The organism is Accumulibacter sp., from assembly GCF_023806565.1.
Lineage (GTDB): Bacteria > Pseudomonadota > Gammaproteobacteria > Burkholderiales > Rhodocyclaceae > Accumulibacter.
Map to the genome: position 1 here is coordinate 40,575 of NZ_JAMTDV010000138.1, position 18,552 is coordinate 59,126.

18 protein-coding genes and 2 tRNA genes are annotated in these 18,552 nt (G+C 64.3%); 10 read left to right on the forward strand and 10 right to left on the reverse strand.

Going from position 1 to position 18,552, the window contains the following annotated elements:
* The first annotated feature begins 2 nt into the window (after positions 1-2).
* The 3 genes from NFV80_RS17005 to NFV80_RS17015 are packed head-to-tail and all read left to right on the forward strand — an operon-like array spanning position 3 to position 5,194.
* Positions 3-2,168: a hypothetical protein gene (locus NFV80_RS17005; RefSeq protein WP_295326370.1), complete on the forward strand. Its 2,166-nt coding sequence runs from the start codon at positions 3-5 to the stop codon at positions 2,166-2,168.
* 25 nt (positions 2,169-2,193) lie between these two features.
* Complete coding sequence (locus tag NFV80_RS17010) at positions 2,194-3,705, forward strand: cytochrome c (RefSeq protein WP_295326368.1); 1,512 nt, start codon at positions 2,194-2,196, stop codon at positions 3,703-3,705.
* 10 nt (positions 3,706-3,715) lie between these two features.
* Positions 3,716-5,194, forward strand: coding sequence for a hypothetical protein (locus tag NFV80_RS17015; protein ID WP_295326366.1), 1,479 nt, complete (start codon positions 3,716-3,718; stop codon positions 5,192-5,194).
* Positions 5,195-5,242: 48 nt separating this feature from the next.
* Here the strand turns inward: NFV80_RS17015 and NFV80_RS17020 are convergent, their stop codons facing one another.
* Together NFV80_RS17020 and NFV80_RS17025 are read right to left on the reverse strand one after the other, a co-directional pair.
* Positions 5,243-6,343 (reverse strand): transglutaminase domain-containing protein, encoded by a 1,101-nt coding sequence (locus NFV80_RS17020; protein ID WP_295326365.1) that lies wholly within the window; start codon positions 6,341-6,343, stop codon positions 5,243-5,245.
* 15 nt (positions 6,344-6,358) lie between these two features.
* Entirely contained in the window at positions 6,359-6,781 is a 423-nt protein-coding gene (locus NFV80_RS17025) for a TlpA disulfide reductase family protein (protein WP_295326363.1), read from the reverse strand.
* Between the two features lie 486 nt (positions 6,782-7,267).
* Here NFV80_RS17025 and NFV80_RS17030 point away from each other — a divergent pair, with 486 nt between their 5' ends.
* The gene (locus NFV80_RS17030) at positions 7,268-7,951 is read left to right on the forward strand and encodes a PEP-CTERM sorting domain-containing protein (RefSeq protein ID WP_295326362.1); all 684 of its coding nucleotides are present in this window, start codon (positions 7,268-7,270) and stop codon (positions 7,949-7,951) included.
* A gap of 33 nt (positions 7,952-7,984) precedes the next feature.
* Here the strand turns inward: NFV80_RS17030 and epmA are convergent, their stop codons facing one another.
* Together epmA and efp are read right to left on the reverse strand one after the other, a co-directional pair.
* On the reverse strand, positions 7,985-8,932 hold the full coding sequence (gene epmA, locus NFV80_RS17035) for an EF-P lysine aminoacylase EpmA (RefSeq protein WP_295326360.1): 948 nt from the start codon (positions 8,930-8,932) through the stop codon (positions 7,985-7,987).
* 92 nt (positions 8,933-9,024) lie between these two features.
* Positions 9,025-9,594: an elongation factor P gene (gene efp, locus NFV80_RS17040; RefSeq protein ID WP_295326358.1), complete on the reverse strand. Its 570-nt coding sequence runs from the start codon at positions 9,592-9,594 to the stop codon at positions 9,025-9,027.
* 37 nt (positions 9,595-9,631) lie between these two features.
* Here efp and epmB point away from each other — a divergent pair, with 37 nt between their 5' ends.
* Positions 9,632-10,651 (forward strand): EF-P beta-lysylation protein EpmB, encoded by a 1,020-nt coding sequence (gene epmB, locus NFV80_RS17045; RefSeq protein WP_295326357.1) that lies wholly within the window; start codon positions 9,632-9,634, stop codon positions 10,649-10,651.
* 56 nt (positions 10,652-10,707) lie between these two features.
* Here the strand turns inward: epmB and NFV80_RS17050 are convergent, their stop codons facing one another.
* The 4 genes from NFV80_RS17050 to NFV80_RS17065 all read right to left on the reverse strand — a co-directional run bounded on the left by NFV80_RS17050 (position 10,708) and on the right by NFV80_RS17065 (position 13,490).
* Complete coding sequence (locus tag NFV80_RS17050; protein ID WP_295326355.1) at positions 10,708-11,337, reverse strand: glutathione S-transferase; 630 nt, start codon at positions 11,335-11,337, stop codon at positions 10,708-10,710.
* 110 nt (positions 11,338-11,447) lie between these two features.
* The gene (locus NFV80_RS17055) at positions 11,448-11,816 is read right to left on the reverse strand and encodes a VOC family protein (protein WP_295326354.1); all 369 of its coding nucleotides are present in this window, start codon (positions 11,814-11,816) and stop codon (positions 11,448-11,450) included.
* A 198-nt stretch (positions 11,817-12,014) separates the two neighbouring features.
* The gene (locus NFV80_RS17060) at positions 12,015-12,596 is read right to left on the reverse strand and encodes a YceI family protein (protein ID WP_295326352.1); all 582 of its coding nucleotides are present in this window, start codon (positions 12,594-12,596) and stop codon (positions 12,015-12,017) included.
* Between the two features lie 6 nt (positions 12,597-12,602).
* Positions 12,603-13,490 (reverse strand): metallophosphoesterase, encoded by an 888-nt coding sequence (locus NFV80_RS17065; protein ID WP_295326350.1) that lies wholly within the window; start codon positions 13,488-13,490, stop codon positions 12,603-12,605.
* A gap of 142 nt (positions 13,491-13,632) precedes the next feature.
* Between NFV80_RS17065 and NFV80_RS17070 the strand changes: the two genes are divergently transcribed.
* Positions 13,633-14,010 carry a hypothetical protein gene (locus NFV80_RS17070; RefSeq protein ID WP_295326349.1) on the forward strand — a complete coding sequence of 126 codons (378 nt, stop codon included), beginning with the start codon at positions 13,633-13,635 and terminating at the stop codon, positions 14,008-14,010.
* Between the two features lie 48 nt (positions 14,011-14,058).
* Here NFV80_RS17070 and NFV80_RS17075 read toward each other — a convergent pair whose 3' ends face one another.
* Positions 14,059-14,613 carry a hypothetical protein gene (locus NFV80_RS17075; RefSeq protein ID WP_295326347.1) on the reverse strand — a complete coding sequence of 185 codons (555 nt, stop codon included), beginning with the start codon at positions 14,611-14,613 and terminating at the stop codon, positions 14,059-14,061.
* A gap of 44 nt (positions 14,614-14,657) precedes the next feature.
* Complete coding sequence (locus NFV80_RS17080; RefSeq protein WP_295326346.1) at positions 14,658-15,434, reverse strand: phosphatase PAP2 family protein; 777 nt, start codon at positions 15,432-15,434, stop codon at positions 14,658-14,660.
* A gap of 421 nt (positions 15,435-15,855) precedes the next feature.
* On the opposite strand from NFV80_RS17080, the gene uvrC reads away from it, so the two are divergent.
* The 4 genes from uvrC to NFV80_RS17100 all read left to right on the forward strand — a co-directional run bounded on the left by uvrC (position 15,856) and on the right by NFV80_RS17100 (position 18,545).
* The gene (gene uvrC / locus NFV80_RS17085) at positions 15,856-17,682 is read left to right on the forward strand and encodes an excinuclease ABC subunit UvrC (RefSeq protein WP_295326344.1); all 1,827 of its coding nucleotides are present in this window, start codon (positions 15,856-15,858) and stop codon (positions 17,680-17,682) included.
* Complete coding sequence (gene pgsA, locus NFV80_RS17090; RefSeq protein WP_295326343.1) at positions 17,682-18,260, forward strand: CDP-diacylglycerol--glycerol-3-phosphate 3-phosphatidyltransferase; 579 nt, start codon at positions 17,682-17,684, stop codon at positions 18,258-18,260. Before uvrC ends, pgsA begins: the two co-directional genes overlap by 1 nt.
* 72 nt (positions 18,261-18,332) lie before the next feature.
* Positions 18,333-18,408: transfer RNA gene (locus NFV80_RS17095), tRNA-Gly, on the forward strand.
* Between the two features lie 63 nt (positions 18,409-18,471).
* Positions 18,472-18,545, forward strand: a tRNA-Cys gene (locus NFV80_RS17100).
* Positions 18,546-18,552 lie beyond the last annotated feature (7 nt).

Sequence of the window (18,552 nt, forward strand, 5' to 3'; positions counted from 1 at the left end):
CGATGACTCGGTGCAGAGCGCTGCTGCTCCTGCTGCTCGGCCTCGCCTGTGGTCCCGGAAGGACTCCGCAGATCGCGGCGGCCGAGGCGCCGGTGCCAATGTGGGTCGTCGCCCCCGCGCTTCCCGGCGAAAACCTACCGCGCGTGGGGCGATCGCTGTTCGACCAAGTGTTTGCAGTGAAGCATGGCCGGCAGGCAGAAATCGAGTTGCCTTTTCCCTTCGAGGCACTGCTCGCCAGGCTTGAAGCGCAATTGCAGCGCGATTTGGGGAGCGCCCTGCCTGCCGTCAAGCGTGTGCTGATTCCGCTCGGCCGCTCGCTGCAACGGACGGCCGCGGCCCCCGACTACTTCGCCTATCCGCGCGTGGTCGTTGCCGTCGACGGATCGCCGATCGGCGAAGCCGCGCCACTGCTCAAGGATCGGCTGTATATCGGCTACCAGGAGAAGTCGTCGCTGCTCGAGGTGATCAGCTACAACGAAGCGGCAGGTCGCTTCGAGTTCCAGCTGGTCAAGGACTACCGCGCGGGTGGCCGGCCGCGGGTCGTTTACGCTCCGCGTACCCTGTGCTTTGCCTGCCATCAGAATGGTGCGCCGATCTTCTCCCGGGCCTTGTGGGACGAGACCAACGCCAATCCGCAGATTGCCGCCTTGTTGCTGGCCACTGGCCGCCCGTTCTACGGCATTCCCGTCGAACGCGGTGTCGACGTTCCGTACGCCATCGACAATGCAACCGAACGGGCGAACGGCCTTGCGCTGACGCAACGGCTCTGGCGTGAAGCCTGTGGCGGCGACGACGCCGTGGCGCAGCGATGCCGTGCCGGCCTGTTCGCCGCAACCTTGCGTCAGGTTCTCGCCGCCGGTCAGAACTGGCCACTTGATGCGGCCTTCGAGCAGACCGTCGCCGCCCCGTTGCGCGCCGAAGCACGTCGCCTCTGGCCAGGCGGACTTGCCAACGGCAATCCCGACATCCCCAATCGCAACCCCCTGCAAGCCGTGGCCCACTGGCCGGCCGATCGTGCTGCGCGCGTGGCCGTCTCGAATGTGCCGGCGAACTTTGAACCGTTGCTGCCACGAGCGACGCGCGAGATCTGGCGCGTCGACGCGCCGGATGCGTTCGGCAGGCTGCTCGCCGGTCTCGGCGAATTCGTCGCGGTGCCGGATCGGCAGCGACTCGACCGCGTGCTGGCAAGAGCGTCTGCGGTCGACACGGTACGCCTTGCCGCACCGTGTCGCATCGAGGCGGGCGCGCTCGCGTCGCGCGCCGCGCTGCGTTGCCGCGCTGCCAATGGAGTGGAACTCGCGGGCACGGTCGACTGGCAGGGCAGGAAAGCGCTCGGTGGCCAATTGACGCGACTCGCTCTGCCTGGCGGTACGGCACTGAGCGCGGTCGAACTGCGACCCGTTGGCCGGACGGCCACGGTTGCAACAAAGTTCCTCGCGCAGGTCGATGGCCAGCCGGCGCGCACTGCCGACGGCAATGCCATTCGCTCGATCGAGGTTTGGCCCCGTGCCGATGGCGACAGCGGAGAAGTGCGCATCGAGGTACGGCAGGATTTCGCGCTCGTGCAGCGGGCGATCGAGCGTCTCGCCGAAGGACCGCAGGCGGCGACCCTGTTCGGAGCAACCCCATTTCCGCGCCAGGAACTGTTCGCCGCGCTGTTCGGCGAACTGGGTGCCGGCAGCAGTGCGCCGTGTTGCCAGGCGGCGCGTGACCTGCCGCCACCGCGGCTGGAAGTTCCCGCCATCGCTGCCGCGGGGCCGGCAGCTGCCGCCCAGGGGACCACGACCACCGACGACTCGGTGCAGCGCGGCTTCCAGCTCTACTGTGCCGCCTGCCACCAGACCGCGGAAACCTTTCCGCCAAATTTCCTCCAGGGCAGTCCGGGCGAGGTGATGACCCGGCTTCGACACTGCGCGCCGCGACTCTACGTTCGCCTGGCGATGGCCGATGTCGCGCCGGATCAGCGCGCGAAGACACCGATGCCGCCCGAAAGCGTGCTGCCGGCTTTCGGTAGCGACCCACCGGCATGGCGTGGCAGTGCCTTGCGGGCGAAATTGCTGGCGCAGGTGGGTGAGTGGTTACGGGCCGAAAACGGTCAGGCGCCGCAAGTTGCCTCGCTGCTGAATGCCGGCTACGAAGCCCTGCGGCCCTGCCTGCCGGCGCAGTGAAACCATCAACAGGAAGGGTAGCGCCATGAACGAAACACCAACGCAAGACCCCTGGAAGAAGCGTTTCCTGATCCTGCTGCTGCCGATCGTGGCAATCCCGATCGCAGTGGCGGGATGGCTGGCAATGCGTTTTGGTGGCGACGTGCCGGTCGACTACGACAGCCCGAGCGAACACTTCAAGTACGGTTCCACCGGTGGCGAGCACGAAATGGGCTTTCCCTACTGGATCTGGCGGGTGCTGCCCGAGATCTGTGCGCAGTACCTGCCCGGCAAGGGGTACCAGTCGCTGGGCATGGTCTATGAAAAGAATCCCGACGGCAGCGACCGCGATCTTCCGGTGGGTACGTCGAAACGACGCTACCAGGGCATCGACCGCGTCTTCGTCAATTGCGCCGTCTGCCACGTCAGCACCGTGCGCGCCGGCGCCGATCGGCCGCCCACGATCGTCCTCGGCATGCCGGCGGCGACCTTCAACATGAAGGGTTTCGAGGAGTTCTTCTTCCGCTGCGCCGCCGACCCCAAATTTTCCAAGGAATACATCGTGCCCGAAATCGAGCGCCAGGGGGGGCGACTCGACCTCATCGACCGCTATCTCGTCTACCCGGTGGCCATCGCCATCATGCGTGATCGGGTGCTGGCGCTGGCCGGGCGGTTCGACTGGGTGTTCCAGCAGCAGGATTGGGGACCGGGTCGCGTCGATACCTTCAATTCGGCGAAGGTGATCTTCAATTTTCCGATGGCCCACCTCGATCCCAAGGAATTCGACGCACCTGCCGATTTTCCCTCGATCTGGCGGCAGCGCCAGCGCAAGGAGCCAAGGGAAATGCAGCTCCACTGGGATGGCAACAACGACACCGTCGAGGAGCGCAACAAGAGCGCCGCTTTTGGCACCGGGACGACACCGCCCACCATCGATCTCGCGCGGATCGCACGCGTCGAGGCGTGGATCATGGACGCGGCGCCGCCGGCCTTCGGGGACTTCTTCCCGATCGACGAGAAGCTTGCGGCACGTGGTGCGCCAATCTACCAGGCGTACTGTGCTGCCTGCCACGGCGCATCGGGCAGCGACTTCAGCGGCGAATACGTTGGCCAGGTGGTGCCTCTGGCCCGCATCGGTACCGATCGCCGGCGGCTGGATTCCTACAGTTACACGCTGGCGGTCAACCAGGCCACGCTCTATGCCGGTTATCCGTGGCGATTCACTCACTTCCGCAAGACGTACGGCTACGCCAACATGCCTCTCGATGGTCTGTGGCTACGTGCCCCCTATCTGCACAACGGTTCGGTGCCCAGCCTGCAGGATCTGCTGGAGCCGGCAGCAAAGCGGCCCAAGGCCTTCTACCGCGGCAACGACGTCTTCGATCCGATCAAGGTCGGCTTCGTTTCCGATCAGGCGGAGGTCAATGGCCGCAAGCTCTTCCGGCTTGATACGACGCTCCCCGGCAACGGTAATTTCGGTCACGAGGGCAAGGCCTACGGCACCGAACTCGCCACCGCCGAGAAAAGGGCGCTGGTCGAATTCCTGAAGACCTTCTGAGGATGCCATCATGAGTACCCGCAATTCCCGCAAGACCTGGTTCACGGTGATCGGCCTGGCCGTGCTGCTGATCGTCGTGATCGGCGCCATCGTCGCCTACGACCGCGGATTTCGTGAGCACCCACAGCCGGCGTGGGTCACCGCCACGCCCGAGACACGCTTCAAGTACGGCTCGATCGGTGCCGAGCACGATGCCGGGGTGCCCTACTGGATTTTCTATGTGCTGCCGCGAATCTTTCCGGAAAAGCTGAGCCAGGACGGCAGGATCGTTCCCGGCGGCTACGCGGCGCTCGGCGTGCCATGGGAAATGGGCCAGGAGCTCCCCGTCGGCTTTACCAAGAAAACCATCGGCTTTCCACGCGTCGCCAACAACTGTGCCGTCTGTCACACCACCAGCTACCGTGTTTCGCCGGATGCAAACCCCGTCTTCGTGATCGGTGGCCCGGCGCACACCACCAACGTCGAAGGCTTCTTCCGCTATCTCATCGACTGCGCCAAGGACCCGCGCTTCAACGCAGACATCCTGATGGCCGAGATCAATCGCGTGACCAATCTTGACCCGATCGACAAGCTGCTCTACCGCTTCTTCATCATCCCCATCACCAAACAGCGATTGCTGGAGCGGGAAGCGCAGTTTGCCTGGATCTATCGCCCGGACTTCCCCGACTGGGGTCGCGGTCGCGACGATGCAATGAATCTCACCAAGTACTTCATGATCCGCGCCCCGATGGACGACACCTATGGTCCGACCGACATGCCTTCCGTCTGGAACCTGAAGAAATACGTCTGGGAAAAGGGGCACCGCCTGAACTACGCCGGCGACAGCCAGGACGCTTACTCGGTGGTGATGGATTCGGCTCTTGGCCTGCTCGGCGCAGCGCCGGCGCACAAGGACGACTTTCTCCAGCAGGTGAAGTGGTTGCATGCGTATCTGTCGGAGCTTTTGCCGCCCAAATATCCTTTCCCGATCGACGAAAGCAAGGCAGCGGCCGGCAAGGCAGTGTTTGCTGCCGAATGCGCGCGCTGCCACGCCAGCGAACTTACCGGCCGGCCGCTACCGCTCAACGAAGTCGGGACCGACCGCGGACGCCTCGACTCCTGGAACAAGGGTGCCGCGATCCGGGCCAATCAGGTCGTCAAGGACATGGGGCTCGATCGCCGCGGCCTCGTCGAGGAAGACCTGCAAGGCTATGTCGTCTCCTTCCTCGACGGGATCTGGCTAAAAGCTCCCTACCTCCACAATGGCTCCGTGCCGACGTTGCGCGACCTCCTGGAACCGGTCGCGCAGCGCCCGAAAGTGTTCTGGCGGGGTTACGACGTGTACGACCCGATCAAGGTCGGCTTCGTCACCGACACCCCGGAGGCGCAGCGCGTCGGAACCCGGTTCGATACCCGCAGCCGGGCGGGCGGCAATCAGGGGCACGAGTTCGGCAGCCAGCTGTCGGGAACAGACAAGACTGCGCTGCTGGAGTATCTGAAGACACTGTGATCGCGTGCTCCAGTGGGCGCCCCGACCGAGCGTCGGAGCGCCCACTGTTCAGCCCGCCAACTCGCGAGAGCTGATCCGGTAGCGGAAACCGTCCGGATCTAGACTGTCGAAACGGCCGGCCGCATTCTCTCCCTGTGGATACATCAGGAAGGCGATCTTCGGACCCGTGGATCCCGGCAAGGCAAGATCGTGCGCGGCGTTGTACGCCAGCCAGTTCATTTCCCAGGCGCCGAAAAGTTTCTCGCGGGTGGCGATCACCACTTCGTCCTGGAGTGACAGGCCGGGCCTTTCCTCCAGTACCACCTTGCGCACGTCGGCGGGATCGACCGGCACCCAGCCGAAGCCCGCCAGCCAGACTTCGGCACGACAATGTTGTGCCTTGGTGATGTCGCCACTCTTGCCGAGACTCTTGTAACCAAAGCGGGAGTCGGCGACACGAATGCCATAGACGTCGCGCGCCGGCAGGCCGGCAGCGCGCGCGAGACCGACGTAGAGCGCGTTGAGGTCGGCGCACTTACCGGCGAGATTGCCGGTTTCGAGCATGACGCGGATGTCGCCGACGCCGCAACCGCGAGTTTTCGGATTTCGTGCGGTGTTCTCGACGATCCATTCGTAGATCAGCCGGGCCTTGTCGACATCGCTGTGGGCACCGCGGGTGATTGTCGCCGATGTCTTCTTCACGATCCCGTCGGTTGGCAGCAGCTCGGTCGATCGCGTGTAGAGGCGGGCCGTGGCGGCATCGAGCGGCGCCGGCCGGCCCGTCTGGGTGAAGTCGAGCGCTCGGTCGCGGGTGGCAAAGCGGCTGATGACTTCGAGCGATGGTGCCGCTTCGCCGGGCTCCCAGTTGGCCGCCAGCATCAGCGCGCCGTAGGTCGGATCGCGCTCGATCCGGACGCTCGCCGCATTGCCCTGCCAGAGGTTGCCCATGGTCCTGATCCAGACCGGTTCATCGACCGATGGCAGCGGCAGCCAGACGCGCGTGGCGCTCTCGGTGGGTGCCAGTTCGACACGCGTGCTGACTTCGAAGACTCGCCAGCCGTTGGCCGGAGACGGCTGGAAGGTTTGCTCTGCGGCCTGTGCCCGACGCCATCCGGCAAGGCAGCTAGCCGTCAGCAGAATGCCGGCGGTGAGAAATTGGCGACGGTCCATTGTTGGCTTTCTCCGTTATTTCATCAGGGGTTGAAGGGTTTGGTCGATGGCTGGCGAGTCCCAGTCGATCGGGCCTTCGCCGCGCAAGCGTATGCGGTGGCGACGGTCGAGGACGACGGTAGTCGGCAGCAGGCGGGCGCCCCAGGCGCGGCTGACGATCCGCTCGCGATCGTCGACGACGGCAAGCTGCAGCTCGTTTTCGGAGAGAAAATCCGCGATCCGTGAGCGTTGGTCGGCGACGGCAACGGTGATCACCGCCAGGCCAAGCGCACGCCAGCGTTCGGCGAGGCGCTGCAGCGACGGCATTTCCTGGCGGCAGGGTTCACACCACGACGCCCAGAAACTGATGATCACCGGTTGGCCCCGGTACGAAGCAATCAGTGCGGGCAGCGGGCCATCGGTCGGGCCCGGCAGCGGAGCAGTAGCTACACGGGTCAATCCGGAAGCGTACAGACTCTCCGGGAATAGCCAAGCCAGCCACGCGAGACATAGCCCGGCGAGCAGACGAGCTGACGGACCGCGGCGACATCTGCGCGGCTGGTGCACATTCGGTTCCAGCAACTTCTCCCGTATTCAGCAGCCGTCGCGAGGCGGAAGCCCTCGCGACTTACCTTGCACCGGTCCGCGAACCGGGGCGATCGAATGGCGGTTACGCAGACCGCCGAGTTGCCGATTGTCTCATCATTTCGGTTCGAATCATTACTTCGCCGGCCCTTGGCACGCCTGTTCCCCGATCTGCATGCCGTTCGCAGTACCAGCGGCAAATCCAGCGGGTGGAAGTCGGGTCCGGGCAGTTGGCCAAGCGCCCCGGCCGCATGATTGCGCCACCGACCCCTTTCACCACCTGTTGCAGTCTGCCGGGGAGTTTTACACATCGGCTGTCGGGCAGCTGCCGGTGGCAGTCCAAGTCATTGATTCTTTTCTTTGGACGCGAGATTCGTGAAATTTAGCACGAATATTGCTTTTTGGCCGACGGGTGCGATGTGTACCGATTTCCAGGAATGGAGAAAAAGGATGAAGCGAATTCTGACGACGATTTGCGCGCTGGGCGCCATTGCCGCTGGGCCGGCTCTGGCCGACGCCGCGGTTTCCGACGTTTTCACCGTATACGATGCGAATCGGACGATTCAGCAACGGTTTGGGGTGTCGGAACAAGGGGTCGTCTTTGGCGGAGCTCTGTGCATCCGTGACAATTTCACCGATTGCGGTCCCGGAGAGCAGGACCCGGCGGCGACTCTCGACACGGTCCAGATCTGGTATCTGCCTGTTCCCGGCCTCGCAGACTCGGCGCAGTTTGCAAGAATGACGAATCTCCGAGGACCTGATGGGAGCATCAGCGACTACTTCGGCATCAACACCGTCAATCGAGAGTATTTCCTTGCCTTTGCGTCCGATGGCGATGCTGGCGGACTGCCGGATTTTGGCTTCACCCTCAACCTGCCGGAGACCAATCTCCCGGTGGATGCCACCATGTATCTGTTGCCGGCTCTGCAGCAGGCCGGCTGGACAGCGACGTTTCAGTCAGACGTGGATTTGCCTGAACCTGCGTCCGTTGCCATCCTCGGTCTCGGTCTTGCCGGCCTCGGCGTGAGCCGCCGCAAGCGGTAAGCGCTTTTTGTTCCCGGGCGACGATGCCGCTTCTCAGAGATGCGACACCGGGAATGCCATCACCTCTCGCAGCGAATCGGCACCGACGGCGAGCATGATCAGGCGGTCGAGTCCGAGGGCGACACCGCTGCAGTCCGGTAGGCCATGTGCGAGCGCAGCGTGCAGCCTTTCGTCGGGGAGAACGGCCGGCAGTCCGAGCAATTCGCGTTCACGCAGGTCGGCAGCAAAACGTGCGCCCTGTTCGTCGGCGTCAAGCAACTCGTGGTAACCGTTGGCAAGCTCGACGCCGCGATAATACAGCTCGAAACGTGAGGCAACCGCCTGTCCGTCGGCGTCCGCGTGCAGGCGGGCGAGGGCGGCCTGGGACGGCGGATAGTCGAGCACGAAGCACAGTTCGCCAATGCCGAGCCTGGGTTCGATGACCTGGCTCATCAACAGCTCGAGCCAGGTGTCGCGGTCGGCATCGTCGAATGCAAGGTCCAGTTGCTGTCTCGCCGCCGAGCGCAGGCTGTCGAGGCTGCAGGACAGCGGGTCGAGACCGAAATGGGTGCGAAACAGATCGCGATAGCTGCGGCAAACGATGCCGATCTCGCCGAGCGCAATGCGGGCGATCGCGGCGACCTCGTCGATCAGTCGATCCGGCGTGAAGCCGACGCGATACCACTCGAGCATCGTGAACTCGGGGTTGTGCAGGCGTCCCACTTCGTCGGCGCGGAACACCCGGGCGATCTGGTAGATCGAGCCGCTGCCCGATGCCAGCAGGCGTTTCATCGCGTATTCGGGCGACGTCTGCAGGTAACCGTAGCCGGGAACGCGAATGCTCTGCAGGTGTGGATCGGTAACCGTGCGCGGACAGAGCTGCGGCGTTTCCACTTCGAGCACATCGTGTTCGGCGAAGTAGGCACGAATCTCCGCCACGATTCGCGCGCGGCGGCGCAGGTGTGCGAGCGGTGCGCTGGGTCGCCAGTCGATCTTGGGCATCGGCGGTGTTGGGATGACCCCGACGCGAAGGCCGCCGGGCCGATTTCCGGCATCGGCATCGGCAGCGGCGAGGGGGTATCAGGCCGGAACGGCTAGGCCTTCACGCGCGAGACGTACTCGCCGGAACGGGTGTCACACTTGACCATCTCCCCCTGATTGACGAACAAGGGAACCTTGACCACGGCGCCGGTCGACAGACGGGCGGGCTTGGTACCGCCGGTGGCCGTGTCACCGCGGATTCCCGGCTCGGTGTCGACGATCTCCAGTTCGACGAAATTCGGCGGGCTCACCGCCAGTGGCGCCCCGTTGTACAGCGTCACCGTGCACACCGCCTGCTCCTTCAGCCATAGCGCGGCATCGCCGACGGTGGCACTGCTCGCCTGGTATTGCTCGAAGTTCTCCGGCTCCATGAAGTGGAAGAACTCGCCGTCGCTGTAGAGGTACTGCAGCTCGCGGTCGATGACGTCAGCGGCATCGAGCGTGTCGCCCGACTTGAACGTTTTTTCCCAGACGCGGTTGGTTTTCAGGTTGCGCAGCTTGACGCGATTGAAAGCCTGGCCCTTGCCGGGTTTCACGAACTCGTTTTCGAGGATGGTGCATGGGTCGCCTTCCAGCATGACTTTCAGGCCGCTCTTGAATTCGTTGGTAGAATAGCTCGCCATTGCATTCCTTCGTGAGACGGTAAAAATGAAGGGCGCCATGATAGCGCGAAGCCCGGCCAAATGGCAGGGCCGGGACGCAGAGCCCTGGCAGTTGGCGCTGCAGACGGTGGTCAGCGAAGGTGGCGAGTTGCTCGACCTGCTCGACCTCGCGCCGCAGGCACTGCCCATCGACCGCGGTCAGACCTTCTCGCTGCGCGTCCCGCGTGCCTTCGTCGCGCGCATGCAACGCGGCGCCCCGGATGACCCGCTGCTCACGCAGGTGTTGCCGCTGCTCGTCGAACGCGAGGCGCACGCCGGCTTCAGCCCCGACCCGCTGGCCGAGGTCACGGCCGTGCCGGGGCTGATCCACAAGTACCGGGGGCGCGTGCTGCTGATCGTCACGGGTCATTGTGCAATTCACTGTCGCTACTGCTTCCGCCGCCACTTTCCTTATGCGGCGAGCCAGCCGTCGCGCACCGACTGGTCGCAGGCATTCGATTACATCCGTCGGGACCCGACGCTCGGCGAAGTGATCCTGTCGGGTGGCGATCCGCTGTCGGCGCCCGATCGTCATCTGCAGTGGCTGATCGACCAGATCGAGACGATCGATCATGTCCGGCGCCTTCGCATTCACAGCCGTTTGCCGGTGGTCATTCCGCAGCGCGTCACGCCGGCGCTGATCACCATGCTTTCGCGAACACGCCTGCACACCAGCCTGGTGATCCATGCCAATCATGCGCAGGAACTGGACGATTCCGTCGCGGCGGCGCTCGATCCCTTGCGCCGTGCCGGGGTTACGCTGCTCAATCAGTCGGTACTCCTGGCGGGAGTCAATGACGATGCCGACGCATTGAGCGATCTTTCCGAACGCCTGTTCCAGATCGGCGTGCTGCCGTACTACCTGCATCTGCTCGATCGTGTCGCCGGCGCCGCGCATTTCGCGGTTGACGAAGCGCGCGTGCGAGCCCTGCACGATGCGCTGCTCGCTCGTCTGCCCGGTTATCTCGTTCCTCGCTTCGTGCGCGAGGTGCCCCATGCGGTTTCGAAGCGGCCTTTCCTTGCCGCTGCCGAGCGCTGACCGCTTGCCAGGAACGCGCTCCCCTGCGCGAACGACCGGATGGCTTCGGGTAGCCCTCAGAGTTTGGCGCTCGGGCGACTGCGGACGGCGGCGTACCAGCGAAGCGCATGGACGGCCTCCGCCGGCAGGGAGATTTTCAGCCAGCCGGCGAAATCGACGACCACCATGGCCAGGATGTCGGCCGCGCTGAAGCGGTCTCCCGCAAGATAGGCGCGATCGGCGAGCAGTTCGTCGAGATGCGAGAGGAAGCGTACGCTTCTCAGCTTGCCGCGTTCGCCGAGCGCGGGAATCTGCGCGTAGTTCTCGGCGCCGGTCAGCGCCCGGTCCTTCATTCCCGGCGTCGAATTGCGCAGCGCCTCGGTCATCGCCTGCCAGCCATCGCTCTCGATGCGCCACACCCGATCGGCGATGACCGCCTTCTCGACGGGCGTGCCGCCGAGCAGCGGCGGATCGGGAAAGGTTTCCTCCAGATAGCGCCAGCAGCCCTGGGTGGAGGTCAAACGTGAGCCATCGTCGAGTTCGAGCACCGGTACCGTGCAGTAGGGATTGATCTTGCGGAATTCGGGCGAAAGGTGCTCGCCGTGGCGAAGGTCGACCTGGTGGGTCGGGATGTCGATCCCTTTTTCTGCGATGAATACCCGCACCAGTCGAGGGCTGGGCGCGCTGCTGCAATCATAGAAGATCATCGCTTGCTCCTTTCTTTGCCAACTTTTTTATGGCGATCGTCCAGCAACTGCCGGACTGGTCGGCTGCGCCGGGGCGCGCAGTTGCGTGACCCGGCGCAGCCGGCGTCCGGCTAGCCGAGGCAGAAAACGTCGAGCTTGTTGCCATCGAGATCGCGGAAGTAGCCGGCATAGAAGCCATCGCCGCGCGGACCGGCGGCACCTTCATCCTTGCCCCCCAACTCGAGCGCTTTGGCATGGACGCGATCGACCTCCTCGCGCGAGCCGACCGCCAGGGCCACCATGACGCCATTGCCCACGGTCGCGGGATTGCCGTCGAAAGGCTTCATGACGCACAGACTCGGCTTGTCCTGTGCCACTCCCCAGGCGATGCCGCGCGGGAACTCCCATAGCCGCTTCGCACCGACCTCCTGCAGCAGCGAGTCGTAGAAAGCCGCAGCCTTGGGCAGGTCGTTGGTGCCAAGTGTCACATAGCCGATCATTGATTTCTCCTTACATGTTCAGGGAAGGGTAGTGTAGAGCACTTCCCGGCGGCTGTCGGTCTGCCGTGCGGCGGACAGCGATGCCGGCGAACGGATTCCCGGGATTGGGGTACGCTACGCGCCGGTTGACAATGAGGTGGGAGCCATGAACACGGCCGAAGCTCAGGCAGTCGCGGTTCGCTTCATCGAATCAGCGCTTCAGCGCGGCAAGTAGAGGCTGAAGCGAATCTGGACCTGATCGGCAAGCGTACCAGGGTCCGCCCACTGTCCCTCACCGACCCGGTAGGTCAGGCGCGAAACGGGAACGCTGCCGTCGATTCGCAAGCCGCCGCCCTCCGGGCGGACGCTGAAGGGAACGCTGATCGCGGCGCGTCGCCCCTTCAGCGAGAGCTCGCCAAGCGCCTGAAACTGTCCGGCGCCGGTGGGGGCAATGCTGCGTGAAGTGAATGTCGCCTGCGAAAAATGTGCGGCGTCGAAAAACTCCTTGGCCTTCGGCAGGTCGTCGGCTTCTGCGCTGCCCGTAGCGACCGACGCGACGGTGATCACCAGATCGACCTTGCCTGTCTCAGGTTTCGCCGGATCGAAGTCCACGTCGGCGGTGAAGCGGGCAAAGCTGCCGTCGAGCGAAACGTCCATCTGCGTTGCGGTGAAAACGATCCTGCTCCGGCTACCATCCACTGGCGCAGCATGGCATGGTGATCCGAGCACGAGAGCGACCGAGGCACACACGCTGACCGTCGTCCGCGGCAGCTTCCCGAGAGGCGAGCCAATTCGGCGCATGATCTCTCAGCCCGCCACCACGGGATGTTCGTGAATCTCGTACGCCGCTCCCTTCGACTCGACCTCGATCTCGCGCCAGCCGAGTCCACGATAGGGCTGCGCCGGGTCCCACGGCATCGGCTTGTGGTCGGCCGACCCCGGTGCCGGCAGGGGAAAGATCAGTGATCTCGCGGCGTAATGCGGTATGTGGCCGGTGACGTGTCGGTTGTCCTGGTGAATGTGTCCGTAGAACACCGTGACCCTGGGGAACGGCAGGAGGAGTTCGACGGCGCGGGCGCCGTCGCCCGTCGCCCAGCCCCATTCCGGCTGCAGGTCGAACAGCGGTCGGTGGGTGAGGATGACGATCGGCTGCGACTTGTCGAGTTTCGCCAGATCGCCGGCGAACCACGCCAGCTGGGCGTCGCCGATCACGCCTTTGGGGTCCGATACGTTGTCGAGAACGATGAAATGGATCCCCCGATGGTCGAAACTGTAATGCGTCGGGCCAAAAAACTCCTGAAACGCTTCTCCGCGATCCGCAGACGCGTCGTGCTCGCCAGGCAGAAAGCGCACGCTGCCGACGTTCAAGCGGTCGACGATTTCGCGGAATTCCGCCATCCGCGCGCGTCGCACCCTGGCGTCGAGCGTCAGGTGGGTCAGGTCGCCGGTGAAGACCACGAAATCCGGCGGTCGCGACAGCGAATTGACCGCCTTGATCGCCTTGGGCAGCGTGCCGCGCGAATCGGGGTTGGCTGCTCCGTCGAAACCCCAGTGCGTGTCGGAAAGCTGCACGAAATAGAAATCGTCGGCCGCGCTGGCGGCACCGTAGCCCGCCGCGCGTACGGCGGAGGCGAAGACGATGCCGCCCAAGCCTGCGAGGCGGATGAATTCGCGCCGATCGATGGCGTTTTTCATGAGTTCTGCTCCTTCGCGTCAACGCGGAATGGATACACCATGCCATACTTCCGCCGCTGCCGATTTATTCCCGCAGGTCGCAAGCGCTCACAAGAGTCGTCGGATATGTCGGCCCCATGCGTACGTCGAATGATCTGGAGCCATGCACGAAAGAAACGCAGCGCGACAATCCCGTTTCAACCTGATCGGCACGCTGGTGCTCGTCATTGGTCTCGCGGCGTCGGCCTGGATCTTTTTCACCGCTGGCGAGGATGCCAGCGACGTGATCGGCTACGAGATCGTCGACGGCAGGAGCTATCCGGTCACCACCGGCGACTCCAAGATCTATCGCCACGATCTGGAACGCTTCGGCGGTAAGGCTGCAGTTTTCGCCGACGATCTGACGCGCTGGCTGAGCAGTCTCTGGCATGGCCGGCGACTGGCGCTGATCCTGGCCGTGCTGACGATCGCCGTTTCCTTCGTGTGCTTTCGCACCGCCGAGCGGATTCCTCCGGGAGCGGGTGACGAGAAGGAAAGATGAGCAAGGCCGTGCACCGCGGGGCGGCGAGTGCTGCCCGGAGAACGACGCTCACGGCTTGCCGTAATATTTCTCGTAGGCCTTTCGCCAGTCGTTGACCAGCATCGCCCGCGCAGCATCGAGGGAGATTCTGCCGGCGCACAATTCGATGTGGAGGCGGTTCTCGAGCTTGTCTTTGAGTGCGGCGTTCCATGGGCTGGTGCCATAGGTCTGCGGCCAGAGGTTTTTCACCTCGTCGGCACCGCCGAGTTCACGGCTGATCAGGTGATCGATCTCACAGCGTCTGCCACGCGCATCGGGCACGCAGCGGGCGTCGTCATTGCCGGACAGGCCATACGCTTCAAAAACCTGTTGCTTCATGGCGTCGCTCACATGGCGCTCGTCACGACCCCAGCGGATGCTGCAGATCCTGGCCTTGGTCAATCCCGGGCGGACCGCTCCCGGTGTCCTGGTCGGATCCGGAATGTCGTCAGCGAAACTCGCTCCGGCAAGCATCGTGCTCAGGGCCAGGGCGGCCAGCAAGTGGCGCAGGATCGGGCTGCCCGGCGGTCGTCGTTGCCTGGCCGTCCGCGCAAATGCGCCGAGCGGCAGACGGCACGCACTCATCGTCGACCATCGCGAACGCCGGCCCGCCGCTTGATCCAGCCGCTTCACACAGCACTCGGCGGCAGCGTTGCTCGTTCGCCGTCGGCGGGCGAAGGAGGCGCGACAGGAGACGCGGCGCGGCGCGGGAGGGAAAAGACGCTGGTCGCGATCCAGCCACAGGTTCCGCCACAGAGGTAGCCGAAGAGAACATCCGCCGGAAAATGTGCGCCGACGCTGACCCGCGAGACGCCGACCAGCGCAGCAAAAAGCACGAGGACCGCGCGCCAGCCGTACCCCGCCGGCCGCCAGAAGACGGTCAATACCAGCATGGCGAATGCCGAGTGCCCGCTGGGGAAGCTGTGTGGCGATTCCGGCTCGACCAGGACGCGCACGCTGCCTGCGGGCAGCACGGCCGACGGGCGAGGCAGGTCGAAGCCGATCTTCATGAGGCTCACGAGCACGACGGAGAGCCCGCAAGCGAACACGAAAATCACCAGCGTTCGCAAGACGGTTGCCGGCGCCGGCAGCCAGGAAAGCACCGCCGGCCGCGCTGCGACAGGCGGCACGGCGAGCAGACAGAGCATAGCCGCCATGATCCACGGCGCATTGCCAAATGCTCCCAGCCTGGTTGCGAGCACCATCAGTGGGTCGAGCAGCGGGCCATGGAAGCCATTCACTGCGGCAAAAATTGCCTGGTTCAAGCCGAACCAGTCATAGCAGACCGTACCGAGCACCTCGACTTCTCCTTCTCCACGAAACGCTTCCCGCGAACCACGAACGAATTGCAGGCGGCCAGTCCGTACCCCGGCCAGCCCCGGCGCCAAGCGCACTGCCAGCGGCAAGACTCGCCTGTGATGCGCTGCACGTTCGACGGCAGCGGCTGGCCCGCGAATCGGCGAACGCGCGAGCCGCGTGGCGTGCTGCGAAGTTCATCCTGCGAATCCGGAAATCAACGATAAAACAAATCATTATAACCTGGAATTGGCCTCTTGCGGCAGCTGACCGAGCGCGCGCGGAGGGTGAGCGCGATTCACGCCATGCGCGATCCTCGTCTCCGTGCACCCGCCGGCGTGACCGGACGCTGGCAGCTTGCCCGGTCGGTCATCGCCAACCGCCGGCGTCAAGGAAGTCGTCGATGAGCTGAGAGCACATGTCCCGCGGCGATTCTCGCACATCGGACAGGGCTGACGCGGACAACGCAGACGCGCATGATAAGATGAAAGTCGCCAAACGACTTCAGCCGTCGGCTATGGCTTAACGGTCATGCCCACCCCTATCGAACCCTTCGACGCGAAATCGCTGCTGGCCAGCGTCACGGAGCTGCCCGGCGTCTATCGGATGCTCGATGCTGCCGGGCAGGTGCTCTACGTCGGCAAGGCGAAGAATCTTCGCAAGCGGCTGGCCTCGTACTTCCGGGAAAATCATCCAAGTCCGCGCATCGCGCTGATGGTGGCGCAGATCGCCCGCGTGGAAACGACCGTCACGCGCTCGGAGGCCGAGGCGCTGCTGCTCGAGAACAATCTGATCAAGAGCCTTTCTCCCCGCTACAACATCCTGTTTCGTGACGACAAGTCATATCCCTACATCGTTCTGACGCACGACGGCTATCCGCGGTTGGGCTTCTTCCGCGGCGCCACCGACCGGCGCGCCGACTACTTCGGCCCTTTCCCGTCTTCGACCGCGGTGCGCGAGAGCATCCATCTGCTGCAGCGGATGTTTCGCCTGCGCACCTGCGAAAATCCCGTGTTCCACAATCGTTCACGGCCGTGTCTGCTCTACCAGATCAGACGTTGCTCGGGCCCCTGCGTGGGGCTGATCGCGCCGGCACGCTATGCCGAGGACGTGCGCCTGGCCACCCTGTTTCTGCAGGGCCGGCAGCAGGACGTGATCGGCAGTCTCTCGGCGGCCATGGATCAGGCGGCCGCGCGGCTCGCCTTCGAGCAGGCGGCGGTGTATCGCGACCAGATTCAGTCGCTGCGGCAGGTCCAGGAAAAGCAGTACGTCGAGAGTGGCAGGGATGGCGATGCCGACATCGTCGCCGCCGTCGAGAATGGCGGCCTGCTCTGCGTCAACCTGGCGATGGTGCGAGGTGGTCGGCACCTCGGCGACCGGCCGCAGTTCCCCGTCCATGCCGCCGAGTCCACGCCGCGCGAGGCATTGACGGCATTTCTCTACCAGCACTATCTCTCGCATCCGATCCCGCCGCGAATCTTCGTCAATCTGGCATTGGCCGACGACGAGGTTGGCGACTGCCTCAAGGAAATGGCCGCACAGCCGACAAGAATCGGGGAGCCCAGATCGACGATGCAGCGGATCTGGGTCGAAATGGCCGAGCAGAACGCTCAGCTGGCGATCCGTTCGCGCCGCAACCTGCTGGCGCGACAGGGTGCCAGGCTCGACGCCCTCTGTCGTGCGCTCGCTCTCGAACCCGACGATGAAGAGGAGGCGCGCATCGAGTGTTTCGACATCAGCCACACGCAGGGAAGCGCGACGGTCGCGGCCTGCGTCGTCTACCAGGGCGGCGGCATGCGCAAGTCGGACTACCGGCGCTTCAACATCGGCGAAATCGAGCCCGGGGACGACTACGCGGCGATCCGTCAGGCGGTGCACCGGCGCTACGAGCGGCTGTTGACCGGAGACGGTATGCTGCCTACCCTGATCCTGATCGACGGCGGCAGCGGCCAGGTGAGCGCGGCGGCCGCGGCGCTTGAGGAACTCGGCCTGGGCCAGTTGCCGCTGCTCGGTGTCGCCAAGGGCGAGGCGCGCAAGCCGGGGCTTGAAACCTTGATATTCGCAGACGGCCGGGAGCCGTTACAATTGCCTCCGGCAGATCCGGCCCTTCATCTGATTCAGGAAATTCGCGATGAAGCGCATCGCTTTGCCGTTTCCGGTCATCGCGCCCGACGCGGCAGAGCGGTGCAGAGTTCCCGCCTGGAGGAAATCGGCGGGATCGGACCAAAGCGGCGCAAGGCGCTGATTTCGCGCTTTGGTGGTCTGCAAGGGATTGCGGATGCCGGAGTCGATCAACTGACGGCGGTTCCCGGAATCAGTCGGGACCTGGCCGAGAAAATTTACGCAGCTTTGCATTGATGCCCCTGAACATTCCCATCCTGCTGACCTGGCTGCGGATCATCCTGATCCCGCTGCTGATCGCAGCGTATTACGTACCGGAAGCATCCGCTCTGGGCTCCGTCCGTGATCTCGCGGCGACGCTGCTGTTCGTGGTCGCGGCCGGTACCGACTGGCTCGACGGCTATCTCGCACGGCGCTGGCAGCAGACCTCTGCTTTCGGTGCCTTCCTCGATCCGGTTGCCGACAAGCTGATGGTAGCCGCGGCGCTGATCATCCTCGTGCAGCTCGGCCGGCTCGACGCCATCCTGGCAATGATCATCATCGGCCGCGAGATCACCATTTCCGCCCTGCGCGAGTGGATGGCGCAGATTGGCGCGCACAAGAGCGTGGCGGTATCGATGATCGGCAAGATCAAGACGACCGCGCAGATGGTTGCCATTCCGATGCTCCTCTACCACGCGCCACTTCTGGGGATCGACTTCTTCCAGGTGGGCACATGGCTGATCTACGTTGCCGCCGTGCTCACCCTCTGGTCGATGGGCTATTACATGCGAATGGCCTGGCCGTATCTGATCGAACAGGATCGCAGACGGTAGCCGCCAGCGGGCAAGGACGGGCAAGGGCGTTGACAGCGGGGGGCAGCCCTTTATAATGCGCACTCGCTGCACGCGGGAGTAGCTCAGTTGGTAGAGCGATACCTTGCCAAGGTATAGGTCGAGAGTTCGAGACTCTTTTCCCGCTCCAGATCTTCCGCACGGCACCCGGACCACTCCGGCCAGGCCGTGCCGCCAGTCAGCAGACCGGCGCGGCGCGATAGCAAAGCGGTTATGCACCGGATTGCAAATCCGTGTAGGTGGGTTCGACTCCCGCTCGCGCCTCCAAAAAAGT